Annotated in this window: 4 protein-coding genes; all 4 read left to right on the top strand. The window is 62.0% G+C overall.

From position 1 onward, the window contains the following. Positions 1-413 precede the first annotated feature (413 nt). Entirely contained in the window at positions 414-1,607 is a 1,194-nt protein-coding gene (locus tag AC1DWT_RS50270) for an MBL fold metallo-hydrolase (protein ID WP_477926172.1), read from the top strand. A 531-nt stretch (positions 1,608-2,138) separates the two neighbouring features. After that, entirely contained in the window at positions 2,139-2,501 is a 363-nt protein-coding gene (locus AC1DWT_RS50265; protein ID WP_005261941.1) for a cupin domain-containing protein, read from the top strand. A gap of 176 nt (positions 2,502-2,677) precedes the next feature. Beyond that, positions 2,678-3,055, top strand: a complete 378-nt coding sequence (locus AC1DWT_RS50260) for a hypothetical protein (protein WP_477926171.1) — start codon at positions 2,678-2,680, stop codon at positions 3,053-3,055. 131 nt (positions 3,056-3,186) lie between these two features. Then, positions 3,187-3,296: Lsr2 dimerization domain-containing protein (locus tag AC1DWT_RS50255; protein ID WP_477926173.1), on the top strand; the 110-nt coding region annotated here is incomplete at its 3' end.

The raw sequence follows: 3,296 nt of genomic DNA, 5'->3' as shown, positions 1-3,296 counted from the left end.
CGTCGACGTGGTGCCGGCGCCGACCGGTGCATGGACGCGGACGGTGATCGAATAACCGGGGCTGGGACTGGGCATGTAAAGCTCCTGGATACTGAATGATGACCGGCAGGGTTCCGGCCGGATCATCGGGTGCCCGATCGGCACGCACGCACCAGGTGCTTCCGCCCGCAACACCCTTAGTCTGCGCGGCCATCGCCGATCCGGACAAGAGGACAACCATCCGGCTCCGCTCGGCGGCGGCACTTCACCATTCCGGTCGAGTCCATGGCCAGGGGTCAAATGCGCATTTGTCTACGACGCTGTTCGTTGCGGAGGGGGCAACACGCCCACTCCCTCGACGTCCAAAAGAAGCCAACCATCTTGGTCCTACCATGCTCAGCACTCATACCCTGACCAGGTCTAACGTCGTGAACATGTCCACAGTGATCACCGCCCCACTCGAAGCGCTCAAACGCATGATCCCCACCGCAGAGCCACGACACATGGCGGCGACCAGCGGCGCCCCGCTGACGATTCCAGTACCCGCCCCTGTGGATCTCGGCGCACCAATCCCCACCCTCGAGCGCATCCACACCACCCAGGGCGGACCGGGAGCGGCATTGCGCATAGCGCGGCAAGCCGCCGCCGACTTCAAACGTGAGTTCGCCGCGACCGGTACGCCCTCGCGCGTCTCCACACACGACCTGATTACGTTGCCCTATCCGACGAAATTCGGGTTGTGGCGCGCCCCGTCTTCACCGGCACCATTCCTGTTCATCACCAACCGAATGATGATCGTGCGCTGGAACGACAGCGACGGGACACAGAAGACACTCGTTTGGGAGCCCAGCGATTTCGAGCTCGACGCCAACACCCCGTATTTTGCCGCACTCCGCGATCAAACACCGGCGCCGGTGCTCGCCAGAATGCTGACCGAGCACGGCACCGTTCCCGCGAACCTCGCCAGGCTAGGCATCGATCCGGTCGAGGTGGACTACCTGGCCTTCGACCACCTGCACACCCAAGACGTGCGCAGATTACTCGGCACCACCAAGCCCCAGACCGACATTTCCCCCGACACCCCGGTACAGGGTTGGTTCCCCAACGCCAAGCTGGTGGTCCAGCGCCACGAGCTGGAAGCGATGAAGGACCTGCACCCGTTGCAGCGGCCTTGGTACCAGCCCGAGACCTTCATCGATCTCGACCCCGACCGCATCTTGCCCATCGATGGTGACCGACTGCTCGGCCCCGGCGTCTCCCTCATCCGCACTCCCGGCCACGCCACTGGCAACCAAACCTTGTTACTCAACACCGACACCGGCGTGTGGGGGATGTCGGAAAACGTGCTCGCCGCCGAGCTGCTGACCCCCGAACACAGCAAGTTGCCAGGCATTTCCGGGTGGGCTTCGCGGTGGGGCCAAGAACTCATCATCAACGCCAACACCATCGAGTCCACCGCACAGCAATACACCTCCTGCGTCGTCGAAAAGACCCTCGTCGACCGATCACAGCACGACAGCCGCTTCGTGCAGTTCTTCCCCACCAGCGAACTGACCGCCAGCCCCTTCGCACCGGGCACCCACCCGACTTTCGTCCACGGAAGCCTGGAGCACGGGACGGCGGCGTGACGCCGGTCTTCATCATCGGAGCTACGGGTCCATCAGCCACCGAACTGCCCACAGGCCCAGCGGGAGCTACCGCGACACGTCGGCCCTTCGAGGCGACAAGCTTTGCAGAAGCCGGTTCCGCAACCGGATCGGTCTAGGGCTATGGCGCGGACCGGTGCGTTCGCCACCCACGCCAAACCTGCGTCGCCTTCGTGTGGTGGGCATGCCGTGCGGGAAGTCCTTGTAGGTCTTCAGGGTTCCGCTCGCGAGGAGCTTACGCACGGATGCCGATTCGGGCTCGCGGTGATTCCGTCGAACTGGGCCAACTGTTAGGGGTCCCGATGTCGAGTCCAAACAATTCGCCAATCGAGTTCGGAGTGTGGCCTGATTTTTCATCGTTATCACCACCGCCTCCCTTGCAAATAGGCCGACCCCGCGTGCCAGCCTAGAATCGAAGAGCCAGGAAATCGCTTCAGCCCGCGGTTCCCTATTTGCCGGTCGAAGGTCCGCCGCATCTGTGGGTGCCGCCACAACGACGTGGGAGGACAACCGATGTCCGGTCTCATCCGCAAGAGTCTCGATTCACCCGAGGAAACCCGCCCCTTCGAGGACGACATGGGCAAGCTCGAACTCGTCAACGTCACTTCCGGCGCTGTGGGGAGGGCGACCTTCCAGCCCGGCTGGCAGTGGTCCAAACACGTCAAACCGATAGCCAAGACAGACAGCTGCCAGGCCGCTCACATGGGTTACGTCATCTCGGGTCGTATGAAGATCGTCATGGACGACGGGGAAGACATGGAGTTCGGCCCCGGCGATCTCATGATCTGCCCGCCCGGACACGACGCCTGGATCCTCGGCGATGAGCCCTGCGTGGTCATCGACTGGACCGGCGTCGCCGACTACGCCAAGCGGTAGACGACAGCGCCCCATGTTCCGCCCGCTCATCACACGCGCGCGGAAACCGCCGTAGTGGACGTTTGCCCAGGTAGCACGGCCGGCGAGTGTGCGCGGACCCGTCACCCTCACACCTCCCAATACGACTTCGCCGGCTGTATCACCCCGGTGCATATGCTCTTGGGCACCTCAAGGTGGTGAACTACTACGGTTCCTGCGCCGCCGCACTGGTGTTCAACAACAATAGAGCGGGCGCGAAACTCGATCGAGTGAGCGCCTCCCTCGTCCGCCACCTGCACCGTGAATCGGACGAGGACCTGCGGCGGGGGATGCCGTTCTCGGTGCGGTTCATGACCATTGTCGAGCTGTACCGTTATTCAACAAGGCATTTCGACTTCCACGAACAGCAACTCACCCTCGGCGACTCCGAAACAATCGAATGCGAGGCACCGTATCTATTTGGGGGAATCCTGTCGCTGCCCGCCGCTGACCTGTGGACATCGAGTATCACCCCCTTGACTGCGGTTACATCCAACACCCCGCCGTGGATTCGAGCTGACCCGCCTGGTGGATGAGGGTTTTTCCGCCAAGAATTCCGTCCGAGTTGTCATTTTCGATGCATGCGTGTCGGGCACAGCATTTTGGCTGAGGCGAGCATTGTGCAATGGACGTAGAGTGGGTGCATAAAAGTGACGAAGGAGTTGGAATGGCGCGCCAAATAGTTGTCGAACACGTCGACGATATCGACGGAACTCCCATTGTGGAAGGAAAGGGCGAGACAATCGCCTTCTCCGTAAATGGAATCGACTACGAGAT

Source organism: Rhodococcus sp. P4_B6, from assembly GCF_056402215.1.
This window is presented reverse-complemented; position numbering and strand designations above follow the sequence as displayed.

Excerpts from the sequence above, each read along its gene's own strand:
- AC1DWT_RS50265 (WP_005261941.1), top strand. The coding sequence starts at position 2,139 with ATGTCCGGTCTCATCCGCAAGAGTCTCGATTCACCCGAGGAAACCCGC.
- AC1DWT_RS50270 (WP_477926172.1), top strand. The coding sequence starts at position 414 with ATGTCCACAGTGATCACCGCCCCACTCGAAGCGCTCAAACGCATGATC.